Origin of the sequence: Rhodoferax sp. PAMC 29310, from assembly GCF_017948265.1 — a bacterium.
Classification (GTDB): Bacteria; Pseudomonadota; Gammaproteobacteria; order Burkholderiales; family Burkholderiaceae_C; genus Rhodoferax.
On sequence record NZ_CP072852.1, the window covers coordinates 1,809,220 to 1,835,228 of the forward strand.

A 26,009-nucleotide genomic window follows, 5' to 3' on the forward strand; every position below is an offset into this window, starting at 1 on the left:
CCTGTTTCTTGGCTCTTCTCAGCGATTACGTGCGAACGACCAGCACCGGCAGGTGCGTGTGCGACAGAACCGCTTGCGTCACGCTGCCCAGCACCAGTCTTTCCAGTCCGCTGCGCCCGTGCGAGCCAATGACGATCAGGTCGGCCTGTGAGGACTCTGCTTTCTGCACGATCCCCCGCCATGCATTATTGGACTCCACCACCGCAGTTTCAACCGCCAAATCGGCCGCTTTGAAAACTGCTTTGGCTGACTTGATCGCTGCATTGGCTTCTGCACTGGCTGCACTGAGGTACTCCGCCTGTCCGTAGGCAAAGTCAGTTCCGACGCCCGTAAACGGGTAGGGATCAATCACAAAAATGGCTGTGACCTGGCTGCCAAATGCCTTGGCCAGACCAATGGCTTTGTCCACCGCCAGTTGTGAAGTTGCAGAGCCATCGATGGGAACGAGGATGTGTTTGAACATGGTTTTCTCCTGTGGTTTGAATGCGTCCAGTGTCGGACTGAACTTCGCATCAATCCTTGACCAGAATCAAGTTATTTGTAGTGACAGCCAAAACCGGCCCTTCTGCCCAGTCGACAATCTCATCAAAGGGGTTCACACATGCGACTGATGCCCGCACGGGAACCCATCAAGCCAAACCCAAAAACTCGGACCTTTTCGCCAATTCAATTGGGCAGGGGCACCCGAGCAACCCATTCAACCTATTTAGGCGCGTGTCACTTTTGAAAAAAGATTCCAAACTGGGGCATCGGCCCTACGAAGATGTTCAGGCGTTGCTGACCGGCACCTTGTTTGTGGCTTTTGGTGTACTCATGTTTGGACACACCAGTTTGCTGACTGGCGGCACGGCTGGCATTGCGTTTTTAATCCACTACGCCACCGGCTGGAATTTTGGTCTGGTCTTTTTCCTGATCAACCTGCCGTTTTATGGACTGGCCTGGAAACGCATGGGGCCGACATTCACCTACAAGACTTTCGCTGCCGTCGGGCTGCTGTCCTTGTTTGTCAACCTGCTGCCCTCGCTGATTAGTTTCCAAGCGCTCTCGGCCCCCTTGGCGGCGGTCCTGGGCGGTTTGCTGATGGGCAGCGGCATGCTGATGCTGTTTCGCCACCGGGCAAGTCTGGGCGGTTTCAACGTTCTCGTCTTGTATTTGCAGGACCGATTTGGGTGGCGGGCGGGGCGGGTACAGATGGGGTTTGACTGCTTCATTGTGCTGTGCTCCTTCGCCGTGGTGAGCTGGCAACAGGTGGGGCTGTCTGTGTTGGGGGCAGTGGTGATGAACCAGACCTTGGCCACGAACCACCGAACGGGTCGCTACGTGACGCCTTGACACGCAGGCAAGGCCTGTCGCCTTGGGAACCGCCGCCCGCACAGCAAGACGCTAGCATCTCCGGATCCCTTTTCTGGAGCTTCCCATGCCAACTTTGACCGCTTTGACCAACCACCAGATCCGTCTGGCCTCTCGCCCGGTGGGCCTGCCCACACCGGCCAACTGGCAATTCACCGATGAGCCTGTTCAACAACCCGGTGAGGGTGGTGTGTTGCTGAAAACCTTGGCGCTGTCGCTGGATCCGGCCATGCGCGGTTGGATGAACGAGGGCAAAAGTTACATCCCGCCTGTTGGCATTGGCGAAGTCATGCGCGCTGGAGGCGTTGGAGTCGTCATTGCCTCCAACAACCCAGCCTATGCCGTGGGTGACCATGTCAGCGCCGGTTTTGGCGTGCAGGAGTACCTGACGCTGGAAAATGCAGACTTCAAGCGCGGCGGCCTGGTCAAAATTGACTTGGGCATGGGCTCGCTGACCCAGTGGCTTAACGTGCTGGGCATGCCGGGTATGACCGGTTATTTTGGTTTGATGGATGTGGGCCAACCCAAGGCCGGGGAAACCGTGGTTGTGTCAGGTGCAGCCGGCGCCGTCGGGCAAACCGTGGGGCAAATGGCCAAGCTCAAGGATTGCCGCGTGGTCGGCATTGCCGGTGGCGCTGCCAAATGTGACTGGGTCGTCAAGGAACTGGGATTCGATGCCTGCATCGACTACAAGGCCGGACCCAGCGCCGTGCGCGATGGACTGAAGGAACATTGCCCCACAGGTGTAGACGTCTATTTCGACAACGTTGGCGGTGAAATTTTGGATGCGGTCTTGGCGCGCATCAACCGCAGCGCTCGCATCATCATCTGTGGCGCCATCAGCCAATACAACAACACCACAGCTGTGCAAGGACCCAAAAACTACCTGAGTTTGCTGGTCAACCGAGCACGCATGGAAGGCATTGTGGTCTTCGACTATGCCGATCGGTACCACCTTGCCGTGGCGGAGATGGCGGACTATTTGAAGTCCGGAAAAATGAAGAGCAAGGAAGACGTTGTGACTGGTCTGAACAATTTTCCAGAGGCACTGAACAAGTTGTTCTCTGGTGAAAACTTTGGCAAATTGGTGCTGGAGGTGGCTGCCAACTGAATTGACGAACAGCTGTTCAATCAATAGCTTCCTGCGCACAAAGCACAAGGGCCCACCCCCTGTTCCTTCGCTAAGAAGGACGGGGGTGGGCCCTTGTTTTTAAGGCTGCAGCTTAGGCCGCAGAGGGCAGCAGGAAATCCTTGCTGATGTGAGCAGCCAGATCGTTGACGCGATCCAGGAACTGGGTCAGATAGGCATCCAAACCGGTTGCCAGGATCTCATCAATGCGTCCGTATTTCAATTCAGCGCACAGCTTGCCGGCAAGGCGATGGGTTTCACCAGAATTCTCGTTGGAAAGCACATTCAGGTTGTTCACCACCTCATTCAAACTCGCGTGCAACGAGCGTGGCATGTCAGCCCGCAAGATCAGCAACTCGGCCACTCGCTCCGGCTTGATCACATCGCGGTAGACCTTTCGATAAACCTCGAACCCGGAGACACTGCGCAGAATCGAACTCCAGTGGTAGAAGTCATGCTCCTGATTTTTGGAGCCCGTTGTCCCATAAAAATCATTTTGAATCGCGTGAAACTTCACATCCACCAATCGGGCCGTGTTATCGGCCCGCTCCAGGAAGGTTCCCAAGCGGGTGAAGTGAAACGCTTCGTCCATCAGCATGGTGCCGACGGTGACACCACGTGACAGGTGCGAGCGGTACTTGACCCATTCAAAGAACTGCCCTGGGTCGTCCTCCAGCTCACCGGCTTTCAGCTTTTTGTTGACTTCAAGCCAGGTTTGATTGAGCGTTTCCCAGACCTCGGTGGTCAGCGAGCCGCGCACCGCGCGGGCGTTCTCCCGGGCGGCCCGCAGGCAGGACACGATGCTGGAGGGATTGGTCTCATCTTTGACCATGAACTCCATCACCGCCGAAGCCGTGACATCGCCGTGCTTCTCGGTAAAGGTGGATAGCAGCTCGCTGATGGACAACAAGCCCTGCCAACCCAACAGTGCGACCGAGGCCGACTGCGGTAATAGCGAGGTTTCGTAGTTCACATCGAGCATGCGAGCGGTGTTTTCTGCCCGCTCGGTGTAGCGGGACATCCAGAACAGGTGGTCGGCTGTACGTGACAACATGGTGTGGCTCCTTTCGCTTAATTAGATTGAGTTTGGGTTTGTGACTGAACGGACGCCGCTGTGGGCGCACCGTCTTCCAGAACCCAGGTGTCTTTGGTGCCACCGCCTTGCGACGAATTGACCACCAGTGAGCCTTCTTTCAGCGCCACGCGCGTCAGGCCACCCGCTACCATTTGAACTTTCTTGCCGCTCAGCACAAAAGGCCGCAAGTCGATGTGACGAGGCGCAATGCCGCTTTCCACAAAAGTCGGGCAGCTGGACAAGCTCAGGGTCGGTTGCGAAATGTAGCCACTTGGATTCGCCAGCAAGGCTTTACGGAAATCTTCAATCTCGGCCTTGGTGGACGCAGGCCCCACCAGCATGCCGTAGCCGCCCGCACCGTGCACCTCTTTAATGACCAGGTCTTTCATGTTGGCCAGTGTGTAGGCCAGGTCATCTTTGTTGCGACACATGTAGGTCGGGACGTTGTTCAAAATGGGCTTCTCACCCAAATAGAACTCAATCATCTTGGGCACGTAGGGGTAGATGGACTTGTCATCTGCCACGCCGGTTCCCACAGCATTGCAGATGGTCACATTGCCCGCGCGGTACGCGTCCATGAGTCCGGCACAACCCAGTGTGGAGTTGGAGCGAAACACCTTGGGGTCCAGAAAGTCGTCGTCCAAGCGGCGGTTGATCACATCGACCCGAACCGGGCCGCGTGTGGTGCGCATGTAGACAAAGTTGTCCTTCACGAACAGGTCTTGGCCTTCTACCAGCTCAACACCCATTTGCTGCGCCAAAAACGCATGCTCGTAATAGGCACTGTTATGCATGCCTGGCGTCAGCACAACCACCGTCGGCTCTGCCGTTGTGGGCGGACTGCTGGCGCGCAGCGTCTCTAGCAACAAGTCAGGATAGTGGGCGACGGGGGCGACACGATGTGAGTTGAACAGGCCCGGGAACAGGCGCATGGTCATCTTGCGGTTTTCCAGCATGTAGCTGACACCGCTTGGCACACGAAGGTTGTCCTCCAGCACGTAGTACTCGCCCTCTCCGTTTGCATTGGGTGCACGCACCATGTCAATGCCGGAAATCTGGGAGTAAATGTTGTTAACCACGTCAACGCCCATCATTTCAAGGCGGAACTGGACGTTGTTCTCCAACTGGTCACGTGGCACGATGCCAGCCTTGATGATCTCCTGATCGTGGTACACGTCGTGAATAAAGCGATTCAAAGCGGTCACACGTTGAACCAAGCCCTTTTCCATCATCTTCCACTCGTTGGAAGGAATAATTCGGGGAATCAAATCAAATGGGATCAAGCGCTCGTTGCCCGAGCCATCTTCGTCCTTGTCACCATACACCGCAAAGGTGATACCAACACGGCGGAAAATCAATTCAGCCTCTTGGCGCCGCTTGGCCATCATGTCGCCGGGTTGTCGGGCAAGCCATTCGTCGTAAATCTTGTAGTGGTCCCTGATCTGCGCGCCCTGAGTAAAAAACTCATAAGGTAACTGGGTGTACATCTCGTCAAATTTTTGCATAAATGTCTTTCCTCCTATATTTAGGGTAGCAAGGTTTGCGCCAACTTGCATCGGCAATATCCCTAGTAAGCCATATGCTGCCAATACCGCGCTTGAATATCGCGTTGGCAAACCACTCTATCAGGTCGCTCAGACCGCCATTGGGCCGCACCACAACGAGATGAATCGACCAGCTGAATCCCGCGATTCTCATAACGCACCACGACAGGGCGCGCCGGATGGCCATAGCGATTTCGGTAGCCCGACTGCACCAGTGCAATGCGTGGCGAAACAGCATCCAGAAACTCGGGCGTGCTGGACGTCTGGCTGCCATGGTGTGGCACCAACAAAATGTCGGCCTTCAGGTTGACCCCCTGCGCCGTCAATCTCAACTCTTGCGCTTTTTCAATGTCCCCGGCCAGCAATGCCGCTCGCTGCCCATTGGAAATTCGCAGCGTGCAACTCAGTGCATTGGATTTGGAAGCCCCCTCGTAGTCAGACGCAGATGGATGAAGCACCTCAAAGTCCACGCCGTCCCAACGCCATTGCTGACCGGCCTGGCACCGCGTGGCTGGGCGCAGTCGCTGCAATTCATGGGTGTCTTCAATCGAACTCAGCATCGTGGCTTTAGGGTGGGCCAGCAGAACGGCGGCAGCGCCCCCGACATGATCGCTGTCCCGGTGACTGAGCACCAATGCATCCACCCGAGCACCAAAAGCGCTGAGCATTGGCACCAGCACCCGCTGGCCGGCATCGTTGTCCAGGCCATAACGCGGCCCCGTGTCATACACCAGCACATGGCGGGCTGTTTGCACAATCACTGCATTGCCCTGCCCGACGTCTGCCGCCCACAACTCAAATTCACCGATTGGTGGGCGCGGCGCCTGCCACAGCAGCACCGGCAAGACCAATGGCAGGCCAATCAGACGAAAACGCCACGGCAAACTCATCACCAGCAAAACCCCGCCCAGCACCCCAGACGCACCGGCCCATAGTGGTGCCTGAGCCACGGACACCGTGGCAAATGGCAACGCGGCAAGCTGTGCCAGGTACCAGTTCATGCCCTCAATCGCCATACTGGCAAGACCCCACAAGGGGGGCACAAATACCCCCGCCATAGCCAGCGGGGTGATGACCAAGGTCACCCAGGGAATGGCCAGTGCATTCGAAGCCAAACCGACCACAGACACCTGCCCGAACAGCAGCAGAGTGAGCGGCGTCAAGGCCAGCGTGATGACCCACTGCTCGCGAAACATATGAGCAATTCGTCCGAATGCCCTCGTACCAGATGCGGAAGACGCTCCTGAATTACTAGCAAACAACACCCCAACAGCGACAAAACTCAACCAGAACCCGGCCTGCAACAAGGCCCACGGGTCGATGAGCAGCACCGCCGCGCAAGCCAGCAACCACACCTGCGGCCAAGGCCAGCGAATGCCCAGAAGCGTTGAGGCACTGACCACCCACAGCATCAAAATGGTGCGTTGCGCCGGCACACCCCAACCGCTGAACACGGCGTAGACCGTGGCCAGCATCAAGCCCCCCAGCAACGCCGCTTTCGGTGCGGGCAACCAAAGGCAAAGCGCGCCTGAGCGACGCCACAAGGCGGCAATCAAACCCATGGCCACCCAGGCGAACATCGTGATGTGAAGCCCGGATATGGCCATCAAATGGGACACACCTGTCGCCCGGAACATGTCCCAGTCCCGGTGTTCGATGGCATTTTGATCCCCCACTACCAAGGCCGCCACCAGGCCCGCGTGGGACCGATCAGGGATGCGTGCAAAGATCAAGGTCCGCACCCAATGACGCAAGCGCTCCACAGGGTAGAACACAGTTTGGAGCAATCGTTGCGGCGCGGGGTCGTTAGCGCCGGTTCGGATGTAGCCCGTGGCCTGCACCCCTTGCTCCCACAGCCACAACTCATAGTCAAAGCCATGCGGATTGCGGGCGCCATGCGGTGCCTTGAGTCGAACCGTCAAACGCCACACTTCGCCCGGCACGACGGGCGACGGCAATGCCAGCGCTGCAGCATCCCTGGGCACACCAAACTGACCCGTATACCAACCCAAATCAATGCGCGGCGGAAGTCGCACCAGGGCGCCATCCAGGCTTGCCGAGTTCACATCAAAGCGAAACCGGTGTCCGTTCTCGGTGACTTGGGGCAGGCTCGCGACCACCCCAGTGACCTGCAAATCGCGCCCCTCCAGCGCAGGGTTCAATGCCTGCTGCACAAACCCGACTGAGCGCAGCCCTGTCGCGCTGAACCCCAGCACAGCAAACGCCAACAGGAGCAGACCTGTTCTTTTGACAACCGCTATTGAAATAGTAGCTAGCCACGCCCATCCGACCAGCGCCAGAAGCACTAAACCGGCATACAACCATCCAGAGACCAAGTTGGCCTGCTGCAATTGCAAGGCAGTGCCCGCGATCACCCCCAACAAGGCGGGCCATGTCAATCCAGCCAAAACTAGGCGGTGGATTGGGGGAAGCAGCATGGCGCCATGCTACCTTGACCGGCCACCGGGCTGACATCCAAAGGATGACCCGGACAATGCGGCATGACGCTGATAGAGGGACGGGGCGGAACGCCCGCTTTCATGAGCTGGGTAAATCTACGTAAATTTCTAAAGCGTTCCCACCTAAAGGCGGCGTCTGCGGTTCCAATACGCCACATTCGTCAAGAAGGATTGCTCCCATGCCCCCAATCGTCACACCCGACAATCGCTTGCCACGGCGCCAGGCCCTTCAATGGATGGCGGCCTTGGCCAGCCCCTCTATCGGTGGAAAGGCCTTGGCGCAGACGGTCACTGACATGGCACAGAAGCCCAACGCACAAGCCTGGCGCGCCATGTCTCGGTTGGGCTATGGCCCCAGCCCCTTTCAAATTCGCAGCGTGGAGGGGGCACCCAACGCGCAGGTTTGGGCAATGCAGCAGCTTGAATTGGCGCTGCGTGCCAGCCATCAACCGGCCCGGATCTCGGCAGACGCCGCCGAATTCAATCAATCCTTGCCAGGAATTTTCGAGGGCACCCGAAAGGAGCGCGAGGCCCGAGCCAAGATCAAGGCGGACCCCGGCTCCATAGCGGACGACCGCGACGAAGTTAACTTCAACCGCTTCATGGTGCGCCAGGCGGCCGCGTGGCGCTTGAGCAGTTGCAGCAATGCCGAGCAGGAAAACCCACTGCTGGCCCGCATGACCGAGTTCTGGTTCAACCATTTGAATGTCTACGTCGGCAAAGGCTCGGTTCGACCCTTCGTGGGCCACTATGTGGTGAATGTCGCGCGCGCTCACGCCTTGGGTCCGTTTGAAGAACTGCTGTTGGCCAGCGCTCGCCACCCGGCCATGCTGCACTACCTGGACCAGGTCCAAAGTGTGGCCGACGGCACCATGGGCCCCAGAGGCACCAAACGCGGACTGAATGAAAACTACGCGCGTGAACTCATGGAGCTTCACACCCTGGGCGTGAATGGCGGTTACACACAAACTGACGTGCGCGAGTTGGCCCGGGTTCTGACCGGATGGACCATTGACCCGAACAATGCCTCAGGCTTTCGCTTCGCCACCCGCCAGCACGACAACAGTCGAAAATCCGTGTTGGGTCATACCTACCCCTCCGGATTCACCCGCTCAGGCGAGGCAGAAGGTGAGGAAGCTATTCGCATGCTGGCCAGGCACCCCAAAACCGCTGCACGGATCAGCCTGCGCTTGGCCCAGTTTTTTGTGGCGGACGAACCCCCGCCGGCCTTGGTCGAGGCCTTAACGCGCAAATTTCTGGTAACGCAGGGCAATATGCACCAGGTCATGCAAGAGTTGCTGTCGTCACCCGAATTTTGGCGCAAAGAAAACCGGCTTTTCAAAACGCCAATGGACTTCGCATGCTCGGCACTGGCGGCTACGCAAGCGGGCTCAGACCCACGCAAACTGCTGCTTAGCGCCAAATTTCTGGACGATGCCGGACAACCCGTCCATGGCTGGCAGACCCCTGATGGCTATACCGTGGACGCCGCCACCTGGCTGGCCCCGGAAGCGCTCACCCGGCGGGCCGACTTCGCCATGGTGCTGGCGCGTGACACCCGCGACTTGGGCTTTCTTGCCCCCTATATGAGCCCTGCGGCGCGGGCAGCGATTGAACAGGAGCGCCCCGGCATGCGGGATGGCCTTCTGCTCGCCAGTCCGGACTTCATGTACAAATAAATTTGGGAAAAAACATGACCAAAGCTCTTCTCAACATGCGGTCGTCAGGCCGTCGTCAAGCGCTGCAAGCCTTGTTGGGCGCCGCCTCGTTTTGGGCCGTGCCTGGCTCGTGGGCACAAACAGACGCCAACCCGGCCACTGACGGCCGGCTCGTGATCGTGCTGCTGCGCGGTGCCTACGACGGTCTCTCTGCGCTGGTGCCCTATGGCGACCCCCACTACTACGCGTTGCGCCCCAGCATCGCCATCGCCCGGCCTGACGGAAGCGACCAGGCCACATTACCGCTGGATGCGACCTTTGGATTGCACCCGGCGCTGTCAGCCTTGCTGCCGCTGTGGCGGGAAGGTATCTTGAGCGTGGTCCCGGCGTCGGGATCGGCTACCGCGACACGCTCGCACTTCGATGCCCAGCGTTACCTGGAACAAGGCACCAACGGCAAGGCCAACGGCGGGGCCGGTTGGTTAAACACCCTGGCCGGCCTGCAAGGCAAGCCCTCAGACAAAGCCGCCCACCTTGTTGGCGTCGGCGAAGCGAACCCATTGATTCTGGCAGGGGTCCATGCCAGCAAACTGGTTCCTAAGGGACAGGCCGCAACCCGCGAAGGCGTCCTCGGGAACGAGCGCACACGAGACGCGATGATGGCGCTCTATGCCGGCAATGACGCCCTGTCGGAGGCCTTTCGCGCGGGCGCCCAAAGCCGCATGGACACCGCCAAAACGCTGACGGCGGAAATGAATGACCCCGCCATGAACGGCGGTGAAATGGCCGCCGCCAACAACGGCGCGGGCTCGGCGCAAGGCCTGTTGCTGGACGCTCGCCATCTGGGCACTCTCATGCGGCAAAACCGCGCGCTTAAGCTGGGCTTTTTGTCAGCCGGCGGATGGGACACCCACGCCAATCAGGGTGCGGCCACAGGTGGCCTGGCCCGCAACCTGGAGGGATTGAGCGGCGCACTGGTGCAATTGCGCCGTGACTTCTCAGGCCCCAAGGATGTGATTGTGGTGATGAGCGAATTTGGCCGAACGACGGCCGAAAACGGCACCCGCGGCACCGACCATGGGCACGGCAATGCCATGTGGGTTGTGGGCAACGCCGTGAACGGAGGCCGCTGGCATGGTGGCTGGCGCGGCCTGGCTGCAGATCAATTGAATGAAGGGCGAGACCTGCCAGTGCTCAACGATTACCGAGGCGTTCTGGCCCAAGTGCTGCGGGCCACGCAAGGGCTATCGGACGCTCAATTGGCGCAATTGTTTCCCGGATTCTCCTGGGATCCGTCGCTGAACAAACTCATGCGGGCCTGAGATAACCGGCTAGGCGAGCGCCTGCACCTGTGCCATGTCAGGTCGCGCCAGCCAAGCCTGAAACTCATCAACCAATTGCATGCTCGCCGCGGTCGCGGCAGACCAAGCCTTCATTCGACCCGCCAGATCGGTGCCATAGTGGGTGAAATCGACGCGGTCAGGCAACTTGCCATTCGGCAAGGTTTTGACCCAATCCGGATGCGGCGAGAGCACCACCATATTGTCCAAAAAGTGGGTTGATTTGTGCCGCCATCGCAAATGCTTGTCCAGCCAACCCGGGACCACCGTGGATTGAAAGTGCGGATAAATTACCAAGCCTTTTGATGCCCCAGCCCTTTCCTCCTCGGCGCGAGCAGCTACGGTTTCAATAGCACTTGAACGCCCCGGGTAGTTCAAATGCAGGTGATAGTCCGTCAAGCCACCATCCCAGTAAGCACCGGGTGGCGCGCCCGGAATGTGGTGCACCGCCCGCAACGCAAACGGAATCGAGCAACTGGCCTGCAAGGCAGGCTGAAAGTTGGCCTCGGTCAGTTTGAGCGCCCGGGTGCGATAGTCTTGGGTGGCAAATGGCAAAGCGCCCTCACCCGTCGAAAAGACCACGCGCTCCAGCCATGCCCCCATCGCTTTGCGGTGGACCGTGTTCGTCACAAACGCGCCCAAGTAACCCAACGGTGTGCGCCACGCGGCCTCCCGGTTCAGCACATGGCGTCCCCGCGAGGTGATGATATGCAAGCGATACCGGGGGTGATGAAGCACCTCGTCCACCCGCCCGCCGTAAAAGGCTTTCAGGTTTTCGCCAAACATGGCGCTGACCCGCTCGGCGGGAGGTCGCTTTTCGCCGGGCCGGAGCTCAAAATTCTGGCGAATGTAGTCGTGCTCCAGCCGCTCAAAGGCTTGTGCTGGGTCGTTCAGACAGGCGGTAGCCATGCGCCAGGCGCCAATGGATGCACCCACCAAATCCACGGTTTGACAGGACTGCGTCAGCCACTCTCCGAAAATGAATTGGTCCAATCGCCCCAAGATCAGGCCCTTGGGCCCGCCGGCTGCGCCCGGCACCGTGGCCACGTCGCCGGCCTGCAGTCCATGCCTCTCCATGTGGCGCCGTGCCGTGGGACCGGCGTGAATATTCAATGCCCGCAAGGATCGCCCTCAGATCAGATCGCGGCCGGGCAATTGCGCCGACCAGTCAATGGGGTCCTGCTGCAACACCATGTCGATGTCCAAGCGCAAAACATCACCCACCCCGCCAGGAAAAGTAACCGCCAGCTCTCGCTCAGACAAATCGGCCTCTTTCGCCCGTGCGCGCCACGCAGCCAAGTGAATAACACCCGCCAGCGGCTCATAGACGTCATTCTCAAACGGGGCGTATTGGTGTTCCAGTGCGTCAGCCATGGGTTGCGGAAAATTCCACTTTCGGGCGAAACCGGCCCCCACTTGCGCATAGCAAAACCCAAATGCACGGCGTTCGGACCGGGCTCGCCGCAGGTCCAGCGCCGGCACAGCTTGGTCGAGTTCCGCACATTGCTCGGGCATACCGATGTGAATCGCTAACTCGCCCACTGCGTGAATCAGGCCGCAGGTGAACGCAGCCTGTTGATTCAGCCGAACCAGGCCAGCCAGAGAGCGAGCCAAGCGGGCCACATTCAGGCTATAGGCCCAAAACTGCAACAGATTGATGCCCGGAACAGCCTTGACCGACGCACCAGAGGCTGCAGACGCGGCCATGGTGCGCACATGGCTGAGCTCAAGCACCGCCAGTGACTCTGACACGCTGTTGACTCGCCCCGACAACTTGAAAAAACCTGAGTTCGCCAGTTGCAACAAGCGCGTGGTCAAGGCCGGGTCTGAGCTGATGAGCTGGGTGATTTTTTTCAAATCGGGCTCACTCAATGCCAACTCATTCAGCAAGAGCGCCACCACCCTGGGGATGCTGGGCAGCACAAATGGCGTGGCCAGCAGGGCTTTCAATTCCATAAGGACTGTTCTCCTTTCATCGCAGTACGCACGTCATCACACCATGCAACTTAGTTGCCCTTGAGCTTGGCAAAGGCCGATGCCATGGCACTGGCTTGCGGCGCATTAACCGGCGCGCCACCCGAGCGGCCACGTTGTTGATTGTGAGCGCCTTGAAAGCGGTTGTCACCCGGGCTGTCGCGACGGCTCGGCGCGGCACCCAGCTTCATTGTCAGGCCAATGCGCTTGCGGGCCACATCCACCTCAACCACCTGCACCTTGACGATGTCGCCGGTCTTGACGACCTCGCGCGCGTCGGTCACAAATTTGTGGCTCAACTGACTCACATGCACCAAGCCGTCCTGGTGCACGCCCAGGTCAATGAACGCGCCAAAGGCGGCCACGTTGCTCACGGTGCCCTCCAGCACCATGCCCTCTTTCAGGTCTTTGATGTCCTCGACGCCGTCGTTGAAACGCGCCACCTTGAAATCGGGGCGCGGGTCACGGCCCGGCTTTTCCAGCTCGCCCAAGATGTCCTTGACGGTGATCACGCCAAATTTCTCGTTCGAGAACAGTTCAGGCTTGAGCACCTTGAGCATATCGGCGCGCCCCATCAGCTCCGCCACCGGCTTGGCGGTGTGGCTCATGATTTTCTCAACCACCGGGTAGGTCTCAGGGTGCACACCCGTCATGTCCAGCGGGTTGTCTCCGCCGCGAATGCGCAGAAACCCGGCGCTTTGCTCAAAGGTTTTCGCGCCCAGACCAGTCACTTGCATCAACTGCTGGCGGTTGTTGAAAGCGCCATTGGCTTCGCGCCAACGCACCACGGCCTTGGCCACGCTACCACTCAAGCCGGACACACGCGACAGCAACGGCACGCTGGCGGTGTTCAGGTCAACACCCACCGAGTTCACACAGTCTTCGACCACCGCTTCCAGCGTCTTGGCCAACTCGCTTTGGTTCACATCGTGCTGGTACTGGCCCACGCCAATCGACTTGGGATCAATCTTGACCAGCTCAGCCAAGGGGTCTTGCAAGCGGCGGGCAATACTGGCTGCACCGCGCAAGCTCACATCCACATCGGGCATTTCCTGCGACGCAAACTCGCTAGCCGAATACACCGACGCACCGGCTTCGCTCACCACCACTTTTTCAATCACCCGATCGGACGCCTTGGCCAACAGCTTGATCAAGTCGGCGGCCAATTTGTCCGTCTCACGGCTGGCGGTGCCGTTGCCAATGGCGATCAGGTTCACACCGTGCTTCTCGCACAGCTTGCCCAGCGTGTGCAACGAGCCTTCCCAGTCCTTGCGTGGCTCGTGCGGGAAAACGGTTGAAGTGTCCACCAACTTGCCCGTCGAGTCGACCACCGCCACCTTGACGCCGGTGCGAATGCCGGGATCCAGCCCCAACACCACGCGGGGGCCGGCGGGGGCTGCCAGCAAGAGGTCACGCAAGTTGTCGGCAAACACCTTGATCGCCACTTTTTCTGCGTCTTCTCGCAGGCGAGTGAACAAGTCCCGCTCGGTCGACAGGCTTAGCTTCACGCGCCATGTCCAGGCCACACACTTGCGAATCAAATCGTCCGCCGCACGTGCTTTATGGCTCCACCCCAGGCGCAGGGCGATACGCCCTTCAGCCAATGACACCACGGGCGTCGCTCTTGTTTTGATAGCTACCTGCGCAGACGCAGCGGGCGTATAACCGGGATTTGGCTCAGGAAGTATCAACTTGGCATCGAGAATTTCCAACCCGCGCCCCCGAAAGACGGCCAGCGCCCGATGGGAGGGCACCCGGCCAATCGGTTCGTCGTAGTCAAAGTAGTCCCGAAACTTGGACACATCGGCGTTGTTTTCGTCCTTGCCGTCCATCAGCTTGCTCTGAAACAAGCCCTCGGTCCACAACCACTCGCGCAAATCCTGTACCAGGCTGGGCGTCTCCGCCCAGCGCTCGCTCAACAAGTCACGCACACCGTCCAACACCGCTTGTACGGTCGAGAAATCAGGTTGTTTGTCTTCGCCCTCCCCCACCGGACGCATGGGAATCACATAGGCCAGCGCCTCATCGGCGGGCACCAAATCCGGGTTGGCAAACAAGGCGTCGGCCAGCGGCTCCAGGCCAACTTCACGCGCCAGTTGACCTTTGGTGCGGCGCTTGAGCTTGAACGGCAGGTACAGGTCTTCAAGCTCCTGCTTGGTCGCGGCACTCACCAGGGCAGCCATGAGCGAGGGCGTCATCTTGCCTTGTTCATCAATGGCTTTGATCACGGTTTGAAGGCGGTCCGCCAGTTCACGCAAATAGCTCAGACGGGCCTCCAGCTCACGCAGCTGAATATCGTCCAGCTCGTTCGTCACCTCTTTGCGGTAACGCGCGATAAACGGCACGGTGGCACCACCGTCAAGGAGCTCAACAGCTGTCTGAACTTGTTGCGGTTGAACCCGGAGTTCTTGCGCGATCTGCGCGATGATTTTCTGCATAGCTTGATGAGAGAGTCGGCCTGGCGCCAACTGGAGTCTGAAAAGGACAAGTTTGCCACACCCCTGCACCCACAACTGCCTGCGTTAAAGCAGGTGGCCCCCCTTACCAGCATCCATCACTCTTTAGTACAGAGGCTCGCTCGGCAACGAACATGCACTGAAGCCCGGTATCCATGTAAGGGAACCCCTACACGCGGATTAGTAAAACCCTGACAACAGTTCTTAAAACAGCGAACTACATTGGATGCAAACGCGTCTTTTGCAACAAAAGTCACATTTTGATTCATTAATTCACTGAAGGAGTATCACCATGTTTGATCCCGCCTCCGCCGCTATGTCCGCCGTATTTCACCCTCAACGCATTGAAACACGACCCAGCGACATCGCCGACGCTGCGGCTTCCACCATGGCGGAAGAAATACTTCCATTTACTGTTCGAGTGGTTCGAAATGAGAGTGCCCTACGCAAAGCTGTCGACATCCGACATCATGCTTATGCCCGCCACCTGCCCGATTTTGCCGAGTCGCTGAAAAGCCCAGAGGCGGCGGACACGGAAGACGGTGTCATTGTTTTACTGGCCGAGTCCAAGTTGGACGGCTCCCCGCTGGGCACCATGCGAATTCAGACCAACGAGTACGCCCCACTGTGCCTCGAGCAGTCGATTGTTCTGCCAGAGCCACTGCGAGTGCAGCGTTTGGCTGAAGCGACACGTTTGGGTGTCACGAACGATCGCGGGGGGCGCTTAGTCACCACCACGCTTTTTAAAGCCCTTTATCAATACTGCCTCCAAGAAAGTATTGATTGGATGCTCGTCACCGGTCGCGCGCCGGTCGACCGCACATACGATCGTTTGTTGTTTAGCGATATATTCCCTGGCGCTGGCTATATTCCCATCCACCATGTTGGTGGCATTCCACATCGAATCATGAAATTCGAGATCGCAAGTGCGAAATCGCGCTGGGAGGCCTGCGGTCACCCACTACTAGACTTCATGTGCTTCACAAGTCACCCCGACATTGACGTCGGGCTCACTCGTTCTTCTACTGTAAGTGCCCACTCAGACGACACGGCAGAAAATAACACCCCAAAGCGCGCTATAACCGGACTTTCAAATCCTGCTCCTAGAGCCTATGTGTCAAGTCCCGCCTGTTCATAAACTCGCTTGACAAACAAATCAGGTTTTTCTGCGCGCCATTTCTGCAAAGCTTGAATAGGTGTTTGGTGCTTCAAAGCCCGCTGCGGGATATGGTGGTTGTAGGTCTTTAAATAGAGCGTCAGAGTCGTCTCCAGCTCAGCCGCTGATGAGAAACGTGTTTGCTTAACCAAGTCGCTGATGCGCCCATTGAAGCGCTCCACCATGCCATTGGTTTGCGGATGGCGTGGGGGCGACAGGCGATGCACGATACCCATCTCGGCACAGCTGATGTCGAACGTATGCTTGCCCGTGGCTTGTTTGCTCTTGGCTGTAAAACGGTCGGTAAATTGACTTCCGTTGTCAGTCAGAATCTTTTGAATTCTCATGGGCGAGACTTTTCTCAACCGGCACAAAAAATCGGTACTGCTGACGTCAGTCTGGTCGTTGTAAATGTGGAAATAGACCCACCGTGTCGCTCGATCAATGGCCACAAAGAGGTAGCGCCTCTTCGTCTCATCAGGCATCTGCGGCAGGTACTTGCTGTCAATGTGTATGAATCCAGGCTCGTAGTCCTTGAAGGTTTTCAGTGGCGCAGGCTCCCCCTCAACTTGTGGCAGCAGGCCTTTCAGATCGGAGACGCCATGGCGGCGCAAACAACGGTCCAAGCCTGAGCGTGAAACAGCGGCATTGATGAACTCGCGGGTGATCGCCAGCAGGTCGTCCAGGGGCAGTAGAACTGTGCGCCGAAGCTCGACAACAAGTTGCTCCTGCGCTGGACTGAGCGTCGTCTTCAGCGTACGCGGGCGGTGGGAGCGATCCTCTGAATCTTCGCGCTCTTTCCACTTGCGAGCGGTGGCGGGCGTGATGTTGTATCGGTCGGCCAGCGCACTGGCACCAGCGGGCGAGGTCCTTATCTCAGCGCGTGTGCGAGGGGTGGTTCGGGCGCAGGGATGGACTTGACTCATGACGTCTTCTCTCCTTGTAAGGACGCAATCACGCCCCGCATCAACTGGCGAGCTTTGAATAAGGGCCAGCTGCGGACGGGAACATGATCACACGGGACGCGACACCTATTGACTGCAGCAATTCCTAGCTTAGGATCGCGCACGCAAAGTTCAACGCTGTCAATTAAATGAGAGAATCTGCGGCCTTCGAATAGAGTATTCACCGCCCAGATTGAAATTTGCCAACTCAATTTCCCTGACTTTCTTGGCGACAGTCAAGCCCAACAAGAGCGCTACACTTGTCGTTGGGAATGGGGGATTGATCAAGATTGAACTTATTGCTCACAAGGCCTGAATTTCATTCTTTTTCGTGTCCAAAATCGAAGTGTGCATTGAGCACAAGTGGCGCCGGCGCGTTAACTGGACAAGTTAAAAGATGAATGACAAGAAGACCACATCCGACACAACCACCAAGCTAGGTAGCGGTTTCGTTCATGTGATGGACAGTGGTTTGTACATATTGTCAACTTACATTGTCCCGCTGGCCATTGGTGTTTTCTGTGCAATTGCGTTGGCCTATTGGCCCTCTCAGCTCAAGACTGACAGTCCGGAAATTCTGCAAATTAGGGTCGTGTCCCACAGCGCGGAAATATCGCAGCCCGATCAAGCTCTGATGGCATCAATTGGTCAATCACCATCACTTTTTCTTGACACAGATTTATCTGTGAATCCTTTTTGGATTTCATTTCCAATTGATCCCAAATCCACCGAGCAACCTCATGTCGTGGAGTTTCCTTCGCGGCACACCACGCGGATCGAATGCTGGGGAGGCAAGCCGCTCCGGACGCTGGGTTCTGGCAGCCGATCTCACACTCACGGAACAATTTCCGAAATCAAATCCGGCTTTTCATTGCCGATAGACCCAACGCTGATAGGCAGCACAATCGTTTGCAAGGCAGCTTCCTCAGGACCGGCTAGATTGACAGCAATGCTGTGGAATTCGGATGAACTGCAGGTTTCTGCCAGACAATTCCAACGAAAGTCTGGCCTTCTCGACGGTGGAGTTTTGGTATTAGCTACTTTTATTGTCATAACTGCATACATCAATCGGAAAAGCTTGTATTTATTGTTTGCGGCTTGGCTGATCATCAATTTGCGAATGGGCGCGCTGTCGGCAGGGTGGGACACACAGTGGCTTGGCTCGGCAATTCCAGAGAACATACTGATGGTGACCCGAGCAGTAACCCTTGCGCTCTACTATATTCTGACGCTCACTCTTTTCACGTCCCTTTTCAGGGATGATTTAAAAAAGGTCGGCTACCGATCAATCCTTTTTGTCACTCGCTTTTCTTGCCTGCCAATTCTGGCATTTTCTATCTTATTGCCATATGGTTACTTTTTGCCCGTTATGTGGGCGGCCTCCGGCGTTGGAATTGCATTATTGGCTTTTCTATTGGTTCGAATTTTGACTTTGACCAGGTCGCGAGTTGCTCTTTTATATAGTGCGTCAATCGCGGTGAGCCTACTAGCGAGTTTGTACGAGGTCATTGCGGCGTCCCTTGGAATGCATGCATTGCTTGGGTCGATTAACAGCGTAACTGCAGCCCTGTCCGCAAGTCTCTTAACTGCATTGGCGATTTCGGAGCAAATGCGACTTGAGCACAACGAGCGATTGGCCGCTCAAGCCGAACTGGAGCACACTTATGACGCGATGCCCATTGGCTTGTTCACACTTGATGTGAAAGGGCGTTTTTTGAGCGCCAACCCGGCACTTGTGCAAATGCTGGGTCCGCTGGTGTTAACGGATGGCGGAAGCACTTGGTCGCGCCATTTCAGCCTGAACGACTGGATTCGGCTCCACCAGATGGTCAGCGGCCAAGATCAGGATGAAATGGAGATCAATGGCAGGAAAATTCCAGGCTTTATTGACACAAAACGATTTTTAGTTAAAGCCACCCTGGCCAGAGGCAAGATTGAAGGATCGCTGCAGGACGTCACCGAAAAATCTCGAGCTACCGAACATTTGCTTTTTCTGGCCAACCACGACACATTGACCAAAGCCTACAACCGCCGCGGCATTGACACATTGCTCACCGGCGCCATTGGGGAACTCAGAAGTGGCAAGCAAAGCACGATCTCGGCCGCATACCTGGATCTGGATCGATTCAAACTGATCAATGACCTTTTTGGTCACGATGCCGGTGATGAAGTTTTGCGTCAGGTCTGCGCCCGGGTGAGCGCGAAATTGGATGACGGTCAGTCTTTTGGGCGGGTTGGGGGAGACGAGTTTGTCATCATCTTTCCCGGCGTCCCCGTTGCCGAGGCTGAGTTCATCTGTAACAGGATCGTCGAGAACCTTGGCGCTACGCCCTACCGTGTGGGAGATAAAGCGTTCTATGTGCGTGCATCTATAGGATTGATTGAGGTCAGTTCGCAGATGCAGTTCAATGACGTTATGTCCAGCACCGATCGAGCGTGTCGTGAGGCGAAAGCCAGCAACGGTGGATCGGTGGTTGTGAACGAACGCAATTCCGCAGCTTTTCTGAAGCACGAGGCTGAACTCAACCTGATCGCCTTGCTTTCACGCCCAGAAGCTACTGAGGGTTTTCATCTTGAGATGCAGCCCATCATGTCGCTAACCGCTCCGCATCAATCTCTCAACTTTGAGGTGTTACTGCGGATGCGTGACCTCTTGGGCAATCCGGTTCGTACTGATCTACTGATCCATGCGGCAGAGAGCTGCGGCCGCATGGGCATGATTGACCGCTGGGTGCTGACGACAACCGTCCAGTGGCTGGAGACCCATTTTTCTGAAATGAAGCACACAAAGTTCGTGTGCGTGAACTTAAGTGGTGCTTCGTTAAATGACGAAGCCTTTCTGAGCGACGTTTATGCGCTTTTTGAAAGCAAGCCTGATCTCGTTCGTTACCTGTGCCTAGAGGTCACGGAAAGTGTGGCGTTGCATGATCTGGCTAACACTCGACGGTTTGTTGACCGAATTCGGGGGTATGGCGCGAAAGTCGCACTGGACGACTTTGGTGCGGGCTACACCTCTTTTTCCTATTTGAAAGAATTCTCAGCTGACCTGCTGAAGATTGATGGCAGCTTCATCGTGAACATGAACCAGCATCCCGCCAACATCGCCATCGTCGAAGCTATTGTGAGCCTGGCCAAAAACCTAGGCATGAAGGTGGTCGCCGAGTGGGCTGAAGACCTTGGCACCTTGAAGACGCTAAGTGACATTGGTGTTGACTACGTCCAGGGCTTTGTCATTGCGCGCCCACAGCATCCTGATCAGCTTCGGCAGGCGCGCTCGTCGGCCAGTTTTATCGACGACTCCAAAGTGGCGGAGTTCGTCGCCAAGCTGGATAAATTCAATGCACAAAACGCTACCAGTGATCTTTTCTCGAGTTCTATGGATGGCCGGCTTCACTAACCATTGCAGCGGCCAGGGGCAAACCAGCCTGGACATGAGTCGTCCCGGCCGACAGATAAATTTGACAGCGTTTCGTACTAACTTCGGTGCCCTGATCATTGCAACCCGCACCAAAAGGTAGCAACTTCGCTTGCCAACCTGGCACACATCCTGCATACACTTTTAACGCAAATCAACTGGATTAAGTTATGAGGAAAATGCATGGCTTTCCAGCGTAAACCCTGATGGAGGACCTATTTTGGTGCTGCTACAGTCTTTCAATAGGAAGAGCGTGGCAATAAATGCTGGCTTTTTTTATAACTATTTCTTTCACTGGAGTAATACTAATGAACTTGAACCAACTCAAAACCACTGCGGCCATCGTGGCAACACTTGCCACCTTGATGGCAGCCCCGGCACATGCGGGAAAAACTTTGGACGCCATCAAGGCGCGCGGCCAAGTGGTTTGCGGCGTGAACACAGGCTTGGCTGGTTTCAGTGCTGCAGACTCATCTGGCAAGTGGAGTGGACTTGATGTTGACGTGTGCCGTGCAGTCGCAGCAGCGACCCTGGGTGACGCCGAGAAAGTCAAGTACGTGCCCTTGAGCGCACAAGCCCGATTCACAGCGCTGCAATCCGGTGAAATTGACGTCCTGTCACGGAACACCACGTTCTCGTTGACTCGCGATGCGTCATTGGGTTTGATGCAGACCGTGGTTACTTATTACGACGGCCAAGGCTTCATGGTGCCTACCAAGACCAAGATAAAGAGCGCCAAACAGCTGAAAGGCCAAACAGTTTGCGTGCAGTCGGGCACCACCACTGAGAAAAACCTGAACGACTACGCCAAAGCCAACAACCTGAACATCAAGACCGTGGTGTTTGAGAAGGTCGAAGCCGCCACCGGCGCTTACTTTGCCGGCCGTTGTATTGCTTACACCACTGACGCCTCTGGTTTGGCCTCGGTACGTAACAAGGAAGCCCGTGATCCAGCAGAGCACGTGATTTTGCCCGAATTGATCTCCAAAGAGCCACTTGGCCCAATGGTGCGCCGTGGTGATGACGAGTGGTTCACCATCGTCAAGTGGGTGATCTATGGCTTGGTCGAGGCAGAAGAGTATGGCATTACAGCCGCCACCGTGGACTCGCTGAAAACCAGCCAGGACCCAGTGGTTCAGCGTATTTTGGGTACCACCGAAGACACTGGCAAGCTGCTGGGTCTGGACAAAGAGTGGATGGCGCGCGCTATCAAGGCCACAGGCAACTACGGCGAGATCTTTGAGCGGAATGTCGGTCCAAAATCCGCACTCGGATTGCCACGTGGTGTGAACAACCAGTGGAACAAAGGCGGCCTGATGTACGCCATGCCTATTCGTTAAGCTGGAGTTGATCAAGTGAAGGCCGCCTGACAGGCATTGACCTGCAGGCGGCTTTTCTTTCATTCATTGACAACGTTTTTCATCTCATGACTACCTCAACTGCCCCTAAGAAGAACAAATGGTCGTGGCGAAGTCAGGCCTTTCGCGGACTGGTTTATCAATTCCTCGCCATCGTCGTTATTGGCCTTGCGGTCTGGTTTCTGGCCCACAACACCTTGATCAACATGAAGGTGCGAGGCATCCAAAGTGGCTTCGACTTTTTGAACCAAACCGCTGGATTCGGCATTGGCGAAAGTCTTTACGAATTTGATTCCAGCGAAAACTATTGGGCCGCCTTTCTGGTGGGCATCTCCAACACACTGCGGGTGGCCATTGTCGGCATCATCCTGACGACGTTGATTGGCACAGCCATCGGCGTGGGCCGCTTTTCCCGCAACGCCCTCGTGCGTGGACTGTGCGTCTTGTACGTTGAAGTGTTCCGCAACGTCCCCATCCTGCTGCAACTTCTGATGTGGTACCTGTTGCTGACAGAGGTGCTTCCTGCATCCTACGAAGCTTGGCAGGCAGGCCCCTTCTTTTTGAGCAAGGGTGGTCTGAAATTCCCGATTCCTGTCTGGGGCATGGGCCAGGCATGGGCCGCCGGTGGCTTGATAGCCGGCGCTTGTGTGGCTTGGGTTTACCGCAAGTGGGCGATTCGCCGCTTTGAGGAAACCGGGAAATTAAAAAGCCTGTTTCTGGTTCCTTTGGCCATTGCCATCGTCGGCAGCTTTGTAGGATGGGGCCTTGGTGGCGCGCCTACAGCCTTGAACTACCCGGTTAGAGGCAGTTTTGCCATCGAAAACGGGGGTGCGCTGACACCCGAATTCATGGCAGTGCTTCTGGGGTTGACGGTCTACACAGCGGCCTATGTGGCTGAAGTGGTTCGTGCCGGTATTCAATCGGTGTCGGCTGGTCAGGGTGAGGCTGCTGCGGCTCTGGGTTTGAGCCGTCGTCACACCATGCGATTGGTGATGTTGCCGCAAGCGTTGCGCGTGATCATTCCGCCCATGACCAATCAGTTCCTGAATCTAACTAAAAACTCATCCTTGGCGGTCGCCATTGGCTACCCTGACGTGGTATCCATTGCCAATACAGCGCTGAACCAGACGGGTCGGGCAGTCGAGTGCATCTCGATCGTGATGCTGGTGTACCTCACCACCTCACTCATCACTTCCTTGCTGATGGGTTGGTACAACACCCGCTCGGCCATCAAAGAACGCTGAGCAAGAGGCACTGACTATGACTTCACAAACTTTTATTCCAATCACCGCACGCACAGCGCCGATCCGCACCGATGGCCTGATGTTTTGGCTTCGTGCCAATTTGTTCAACGGCTGGAAAACGTCTTTGGCCACGATTTTCGTTGGCGGTTTTTTACTCTGGTATGTTCCACAATTTCTGAACTGGGCGGTCTTCAGCGCCCGTTGGGCCCCGATCGCCGAGGCGTGCCGCGTAGAAGGCGCTGGCGCTTGCTGGGGTGTGATTACCGAGAAATACCGATTGATCCTTTTCGGTCGTTACCCGTTTGAGGAGCAATGGCGCCCCTTAGTGGCCACGGTACTGATGCTGGGTCTGGTGGTTGCCAGTTGCATTCGCTTCTTCTGGAAGCCGGCGTTGGGGCTTCTCTGGGTTGTCGTTCTCGCGGCGTTCTTCACGTTGATGTACGGCGATACCATGGGGTTAACCAAGGTGGAAACTGACCGCTGGGGCGGCTTGCCGCTGACACTGCTGCTGGCAACCTTGTCTATGGTGGCTGCATTCCCAATTGCGCTGTTGGTGGCCCTGGGGCGTCGCTCCAACCTGCCTGCGATTCGCAGTTTTTGCACCATCTATGTCGAGCTGATTCGCGGTGTACCTCTGATTTCGGTGCTGTTCATGGCCTCCTTCATGTTCCCTTTGTTCATGCCTGTCGGGTTTTCGATTGACGTGCTGATCCGGGTATTGGTGGGCATCACCTTGTTTGCTGCGGCCTATATGGCTGAAGTGATCCGGGGCGGCCTGCAAGCCATTCCCAAAGGGCAAATTGAAGCCGCGGCCACACTGGGTCTGTCCTACTGGCAAACACAGCGCAAAATCGTGCTGCCACAAGCGCTGGCCATGGTGGTGCCCGGCATCATGAACAACTTCATCGCCATTTTCATGGACACCTCGCTGGTCACCATCGTCAGCTTGTACGAACTGACCGGTGCGCTGGGTCTGGCCCTGAACTCTGACTCTGACTGGCGCCCGTTCAAGATTGAAGGCTACTTCTTCATCGCCATGATCTACTTCTTTTTCTGCTTCTCCATGTCGCTTTACAGCCGTTGGATCGAAAAACAAGCCAACCGTGGCAAGCAACGCTGATCGTCACACCTATCTATAAAAAACCATCATGTCTGAACCCATCATTACCTTTGACAAAGTCAACAAGTGGTACGGCAACAACTTTCATGTGTTGCGTGATATCGACCTCACCGTGGCCAAGGGCGAGCGCATCGTCATCTGTGGCCCCTCTGGCTCAGGCAAGTCGACGTTGATTCGGTGCATTAACCGACTCGAAGAGCACCAGGAAGGCCGCCTCATCGTTGATGGCGTGGAGCTGTCTGACGACGTAAAAGCCATCGACCAGGTCCGCAAGGAAGTGGGCATGGTCTTCCAGCAGTTCAACCTGTTTCCCCACCTCACCGTCCTGGAGAATCTGACCCTGTCGCCCATGTGGGTTGGCAACTTGCCCAAGCGCGAGGCCGAAGAACGGGCCATGCAACAACTGGAGCGTGTGCGCATTGCCGAGCAGGCCACCAAGTACCCTCTGCAACTCTCAGGGGGTCAACAGCAACGTGTGGCCATTGCCCGCGCTTTGTGCCTGACGCCAAAAATCATGCTGTTTGATGAGCCAACATCCGCGCTCGACCCCGAAATGATCAAAGAGGTGCTGGACGTGATGGTGGAGATGGCTGACCAAGGGATCACCATGATTTGCGTCACGCACGAAATGGGCTTTGCCAAGGCTGTGGCTGACCGGGTGATATTCATGGATCAGGGGCAAATCGTGGAGCAAAACACGCCTCACGAATTCTTCAACAACCCGCAAAACGAGCGCAGCAAAGACTTTTTGTCCAAAATTTTGGGGCATTGAGCGCAGCAGTACCCGTTCGCCACCAACCTGATCAGGGTTGGTGGCGACTTAGCCTGTACTTTTGGCAGTTGCCAACGATTTGGTTGAACTTTTCAACGGCACCTGAGTCAATCGAACCCATGCGTATTCTTGTGCTCGCCCTCATGATGATCATGCTGCCCTTGCGCGGCTGGATGGGCGATGTCATGGCCATGGAAATGGCCGTCGATCGGCTTCACGCTACACATTCAATAGCTACTCCTGAAGGAACTGCGAGGACCAGTGGACCTTCGGGTGTTGATTCAGCGTCTTCCAAGTCATCTGAGCGCGATTGCCACGAAATCGTTGCCCAAACTGCTGTTGAGGCGGTTGGCGGGCAACTTGAACCAAACGACAACGTCTCATCAAATAACTGCGGTAGCTGCAGTGCTTGCCAGTCCTGTCACACCATGGGCTTGCTGGCCATGAGCCACCCAGCGTTTATCCATGTTGAGCCAACCGTCGAGGCCACTGCAGGTCATCCGCTCTTAGAGGGCGTCACGCCCGACCCAGGTCTCAAACCACCTATTTCCTGAAGCACAAGCCCGAGATCCGTCTTGCCTTTCCCGCAAGGGCGAGAGGCTGGACCCACCCATGACGACAACCGCGTCATCGTTTTGTAGTTTCAGGAGTCATGTTTGAAAAATATTCCCCGGTTGATAGGCACTCTGCTGCTTACCCCTTTTGTCGTACTTGCGCCAGCGCTTGCCGACTCTGTCATGCCATCTTCCCTTACGCGTCAGCCTTTGATACGGGCCCTGCCCACCATCGATGACACCAGTAGCCCCACACGGTGGGAACATGAACTTTCAGGTTCAAGACGAAGCCATGTTGAGCCAGGTCGAGGCCGGTGACAAAGTGAAATTTATCGTCGAGCGGCCCAGCGGTGCCATGGTCGTCACGCAGTTGCAAACCAACAACGAACGCCAATGCAGTGAGGTGAGTGGGAGCCAAAATTGGCACTCCCCGCCCGAAATACTATTAAATCAGTAGCACC

General features: G+C 56.7%; 20 protein-coding genes. 12 read left to right on the forward strand and 8 right to left on the reverse strand.

The genetic code is table 11. The features are described 5' to 3' along the window. Window positions 1-25: 25 nt before the first annotated feature. Complete coding sequence (locus tag J8G15_RS08230) at window positions 26-463, reverse strand: universal stress protein (protein WP_210547008.1); 438 nt, start codon at window positions 461-463, stop codon at window positions 26-28. A gap of 260 nt (window positions 464-723) precedes the next feature. Here J8G15_RS08230 and J8G15_RS08235 point away from each other — a divergent pair, with 260 nt between their 5' ends. Together J8G15_RS08235 and J8G15_RS08240 are read left to right on the forward strand one after the other, a co-directional pair. Next, complete coding sequence (locus J8G15_RS08235; RefSeq protein WP_240538485.1) at window positions 724-1,332, forward strand: YitT family protein; 609 nt, start codon at window positions 724-726, stop codon at window positions 1,330-1,332. A gap of 85 nt (window positions 1,333-1,417) precedes the next feature. Beyond that, the gene (locus tag J8G15_RS08240) at window positions 1,418-2,461 is read left to right on the forward strand and encodes an NADP-dependent oxidoreductase (protein WP_210547009.1); all 1,044 of its coding nucleotides are present in this window, start codon (window positions 1,418-1,420) and stop codon (window positions 2,459-2,461) included. A 112-nt stretch (window positions 2,462-2,573) separates the two neighbouring features. Here the strand turns inward: J8G15_RS08240 and J8G15_RS08245 are convergent, their stop codons facing one another. The 3 genes from J8G15_RS08245 to J8G15_RS08255 form a co-directional block, all read right to left on the reverse strand. Beyond that, window positions 2,574-3,533 carry an alpha-E domain-containing protein gene (locus J8G15_RS08245; protein ID WP_210547010.1) on the reverse strand — a complete coding sequence of 320 codons (960 nt, stop codon included), beginning with the start codon at window positions 3,531-3,533 and terminating at the stop codon, window positions 2,574-2,576. A gap of 17 nt (window positions 3,534-3,550) precedes the next feature. Then, window positions 3,551-5,059, reverse strand: a complete 1,509-nt coding sequence (locus J8G15_RS08250) for a circularly permuted type 2 ATP-grasp protein (RefSeq protein WP_210547011.1) — start codon at window positions 5,057-5,059, stop codon at window positions 3,551-3,553. A 62-nt stretch (window positions 5,060-5,121) separates the two neighbouring features. After that, the gene (locus tag J8G15_RS08255; RefSeq protein ID WP_210547012.1) at window positions 5,122-7,536 is read right to left on the reverse strand and encodes a DNA internalization-related competence protein ComEC/Rec2; all 2,415 of its coding nucleotides are present in this window, start codon (window positions 7,534-7,536) and stop codon (window positions 5,122-5,124) included. Between the two features lie 200 nt (window positions 7,537-7,736). Between J8G15_RS08255 and J8G15_RS08260 the strand changes: the two genes are divergently transcribed. Next, window positions 7,737-9,236 (forward strand): DUF1800 domain-containing protein, encoded by a 1,500-nt coding sequence (locus J8G15_RS08260; RefSeq protein WP_210547013.1) that lies wholly within the window; start codon window positions 7,737-7,739, stop codon window positions 9,234-9,236. 14 nt (window positions 9,237-9,250) lie between these two features. After that, window positions 9,251-10,537, forward strand: coding sequence for a DUF1501 domain-containing protein (locus tag J8G15_RS08265; RefSeq protein WP_210547014.1), 1,287 nt, complete (start codon window positions 9,251-9,253; stop codon window positions 10,535-10,537). A gap of 9 nt (window positions 10,538-10,546) precedes the next feature. Here the strand turns inward: J8G15_RS08265 and J8G15_RS08270 are convergent, their stop codons facing one another. From J8G15_RS08270 to J8G15_RS08280, 3 genes are read right to left on the reverse strand one after another with little or no spacing between them, the layout of a single operon-like run. Further along, window positions 10,547-11,677, reverse strand: coding sequence for a patatin-like phospholipase family protein (locus J8G15_RS08270; RefSeq protein WP_210547015.1), 1,131 nt, complete (start codon window positions 11,675-11,677; stop codon window positions 10,547-10,549). A 9-nt stretch (window positions 11,678-11,686) separates the two neighbouring features. Further along, complete coding sequence (locus J8G15_RS08275; protein WP_210547016.1) at window positions 11,687-12,511, reverse strand: HDOD domain-containing protein; 825 nt, start codon at window positions 12,509-12,511, stop codon at window positions 11,687-11,689. A gap of 50 nt (window positions 12,512-12,561) precedes the next feature. After that, entirely contained in the window at window positions 12,562-14,967 is a 2,406-nt protein-coding gene (locus J8G15_RS08280; protein WP_210547017.1) for a Tex family protein, read from the reverse strand. Between the two features lie 310 nt (window positions 14,968-15,277). Here J8G15_RS08280 and J8G15_RS08285 point away from each other — a divergent pair, with 310 nt between their 5' ends. Continuing rightward, window positions 15,278-16,123, forward strand: coding sequence for a hypothetical protein (locus J8G15_RS08285; protein ID WP_210547018.1), 846 nt, complete (start codon window positions 15,278-15,280; stop codon window positions 16,121-16,123). Here J8G15_RS08285 and J8G15_RS08290 read toward each other — a convergent pair. Beyond that, window positions 16,096-17,067, reverse strand: coding sequence for an IS481 family transposase (locus J8G15_RS08290; RefSeq protein ID WP_210547019.1), 972 nt, complete (start codon window positions 17,065-17,067; stop codon window positions 16,096-16,098). The two genes, J8G15_RS08285 and J8G15_RS08290, sit on opposite strands and share 28 nt — an antisense overlap. A gap of 415 nt (window positions 17,068-17,482) precedes the next feature. On the opposite strand from J8G15_RS08290, the gene J8G15_RS08295 reads away from it, so the two are divergent. The 7 genes from J8G15_RS08295 (at window position 17,483) to J8G15_RS08325 (ending at window position 26,005) form a co-directional block, all read left to right on the forward strand. Continuing rightward, window positions 17,483-20,482: a bifunctional diguanylate cyclase/phosphodiesterase gene (locus J8G15_RS08295; protein ID WP_240538486.1), complete on the forward strand. Its 3,000-nt coding sequence runs from the start codon at window positions 17,483-17,485 to the stop codon at window positions 20,480-20,482. 326 nt (window positions 20,483-20,808) lie between these two features. Next, window positions 20,809-21,840, forward strand: a complete 1,032-nt coding sequence (locus tag J8G15_RS08300; protein ID WP_210547020.1) for an amino acid ABC transporter substrate-binding protein — start codon at window positions 20,809-20,811, stop codon at window positions 21,838-21,840. Window positions 21,841-21,926: 86 nt separating this feature from the next. Further along, complete coding sequence (locus J8G15_RS08305; RefSeq protein WP_210547021.1) at window positions 21,927-23,102, forward strand: amino acid ABC transporter permease; 1,176 nt, start codon at window positions 21,927-21,929, stop codon at window positions 23,100-23,102. A 16-nt stretch (window positions 23,103-23,118) separates the two neighbouring features. Continuing rightward, the gene (locus tag J8G15_RS08310; RefSeq protein WP_210547022.1) at window positions 23,119-24,222 is read left to right on the forward strand and encodes an amino acid ABC transporter permease; all 1,104 of its coding nucleotides are present in this window, start codon (window positions 23,119-23,121) and stop codon (window positions 24,220-24,222) included. A gap of 28 nt (window positions 24,223-24,250) precedes the next feature. Next, window positions 24,251-24,994 (forward strand): amino acid ABC transporter ATP-binding protein, encoded by a 744-nt coding sequence (locus J8G15_RS08315; RefSeq protein WP_210547023.1) that lies wholly within the window; start codon window positions 24,251-24,253, stop codon window positions 24,992-24,994. A 119-nt stretch (window positions 24,995-25,113) separates the two neighbouring features. Beyond that, window positions 25,114-25,548: a hypothetical protein gene (locus J8G15_RS08320; RefSeq protein ID WP_210547024.1), complete on the forward strand. Its 435-nt coding sequence runs from the start codon at window positions 25,114-25,116 to the stop codon at window positions 25,546-25,548. A 265-nt stretch (window positions 25,549-25,813) separates the two neighbouring features. Next, window positions 25,814-26,005: a copper-binding protein gene (locus tag J8G15_RS08325; protein ID WP_210547025.1), complete on the forward strand. Its 192-nt coding sequence runs from the start codon at window positions 25,814-25,816 to the stop codon at window positions 26,003-26,005. Window positions 26,006-26,009: the final 4 nt, after the last annotated feature.